Raw genomic sequence first — 2,340 nt, 5'->3', positions numbered from 1 at the left:
ATCCGTCGGGTAAAGGGTTCGAGAGGACGATGTTCGTAGCCCCTTCGGCCCGGGCCGGGGCGCCGGGTGCGGGAGCCGCCTGGCTCGCCTTCGCCATCGTCGGCACGCTGCCGCTGTTCTGGTTCGGCCTCGTCGGCCTCGCCGACGCCTGGGCGCGTCCCGAGTTCAGCCACGGGCCGGTGATCCCGATCCTCTCCTTCTACATGTTCCTCCGCGAGATGAAGGCGGTGCCGCCGCCCGCGCAACCCGTTACCGACCGCTGGCCGGGCGTCGGCGTCATCCTCTTCGCCCTCGCGCTGGCAGCCCTCGGCAACCTGGTCAGGATCGACCATCTGGTCTTCTACGCGCTGATCGTCTGGGTGGCGGGGCTGGTGCTGGTCTGCTTCGGCTTCCGCCGCGGGTGGGTGTTCTGGCCCTCGGTGCTGCACCTCGTCTTCATGCTGCCGCTCCCCCAGTTCCTCTACTGGAAGGTCAATACGACGCTGCAGCTCGTCTCCTCCGCGATCGGGGTGAAGCTCGTGGCGCTCGCCGGCGTGCCGGTCTACCTCGAGGGCAACGTCATCGACCTCGGCGTCACCATGCTGCAGGTGGCCGAGGCCTGCTCCGGCCTGCGCTACCTCTTCCCGATCATGAGCTTCACCTACGTCTTCGCGGTGCTCTACCGCGGGCCGCTCTGGCAGAAGCTCGTGCTGCTGCTTTTCGCCGTGCCTGTCGCGGTGATGATGAACGCGGTCAGGATCGGGATCATCGGCATCCTCGTCGACCGCTGGGGCGTCGCCCAGGCCGAGGGCTTCCTTCACGTCTTCGAGGGCTGGGTGGTGTTCCTCTCCTGCCTCGCCATCCTCTTCGCCATGGCCAAGGCGATGCAGCGGATCGTCGGCGACCGCCGGCCGCTCGGGGAGGCGCTCGAGCTCGACTTCTCCGGCCTCGGGGCCCAGGTCGCCCGCATCCGCTTCCTGCCCCCCTCCCCTGCCCTCGTCACCGCGGCGCTGATGACCGCCGCCATCGGCCTCGCCTGGAGCCTCGTGCCGGCGCGCGAGGCCGTGCCGCCGCCGCGCGAGCCCTATGCGCTCTTCCCGCAGGAGCTCGGCGGCTGGTCGGGATCGACCCAGGCGCTCAAGCCCGGGATCGTGCGCATCCTCGCCGCCGACGACCATCTCTCGGTACTCTACAGCCGGCCGGACGAAGCGGCGCCGGTCGACCTCTTCCTCTCCTGGTACGCCAGCCAGACCGAGGGCGCCCAGATCCACTCGCCCGAGGTCTGCCTGCCCGGCGCCGGCTGGGAGGTGTTCCGTATCGAGCCGGTCACGGTCGCGCTGCCCGGCACCCGGACCGGCGCGGTCCGGCTGAACCGGGCGGTAATCCAGAAGGGGCTCGAGCGCCAGCTCGTCTACTACTGGTTCCAGGCGCGGGGCCGGCAGTTCACCGGCGACTTCGCCGCCCGCTTCGCCAACATCACCGACTCGCTCAGCCACGGGCGCACCGACGGCGGCCTGGTGCGGGTGATAACGCCGATCGGCGACGAGGGCGTCGCCGCCGCCGACGCGCGCCTCGAGCGCTTCCTCGCGGCCAGCGTCGACGAGCTCCCCCACTTCATCCCGGAATAGAGGACGCCATGACCGCAGCGACCCCTCCGCTCGTCTCGATCCTGGTGATCAGCTACAACACCCGCGCGATGACGCTCGAGTGCCTGAAAAGCGTCGTCGCCGAGACCACGGTTCCCTACGAGCTGATCGTCGTCGACAACGCCTCGCCCGACGGCTCGGCGGCGGCGCTCGCCGCCGCCTTTCCAGACATCCGGCTGATCGCGAGCGCGGAGAACCTCGGCTTCGCCAAGGGCAACAACGTCGCCGCCCGCGAGGCGAAGGGCCGGTACATCCTGCTGCTGAACCCCGACACGCTGGTGCTCGAGCATGCGATCGACCGGCTCGTCGCCTTCGCCGAGCGCACGCCGGCGGCCGGCATCTGGGGCGGCCGCACGCTCAACGGCGACCGGACACTGAATCCGTCGAGCGTCTTCGGCGCGCTCACGCTCTGGAGCCTCTTCTGCCGCGCCTCGGGGCTCGCGCTGATCTTCAAGCGCAGCGCCTTCTTCAATCCGGAGGAGATGGGCGACTGGGACCGCGGCGACGAGCGCGAGGTCGACGTGGTGCAGGGCAGCTTCTTCCTGATCCGCCGCGACTTCTGGGAGGCGCTCGACGGGTTCGATGCGAGCTTCGTGATGTACGGCGAGGAGGCCGATCTCTGCCGCCGCGCCCGCCTCCGGGGCGCCCGCCCGCGGATGACGCCCGAGGCCACCATCGTGCATTTCCACGGCGCCTCCTCCCGGCGCGCCGCCCG

The 2,340-nt window shown here is 70.4% G+C and carries 2 protein-coding genes; both read left to right on the top strand.

Translation table 11 applies throughout. The features are described 5' to 3' along the window. The coding region (gene xrtD, locus Q0112_RS18905; protein ID WP_297977626.1) for a VPLPA-CTERM-specific exosortase XrtD at positions 1 to 1,607 on the top strand (1,607 nt) is incomplete at its 5' end. Between the two features lie 8 nt (positions 1,608 to 1,615). Continuing rightward, the coding region (locus Q0112_RS18900; RefSeq protein ID WP_297977625.1) for a glycosyltransferase family 2 protein at positions 1,616 to 2,340 on the top strand (725 nt) is incomplete at its 3' end.

This window comes from uncultured Amaricoccus sp. (assembly GCF_937858865.1).
In the GTDB taxonomy this organism is placed as follows: Bacteria; Pseudomonadota; Alphaproteobacteria; order Rhodobacterales; family Rhodobacteraceae; genus Amaricoccus.
Note: the sequence above shows the minus strand (reverse complement) of the source record. Positions and strands in the feature narration are given on the sequence as shown.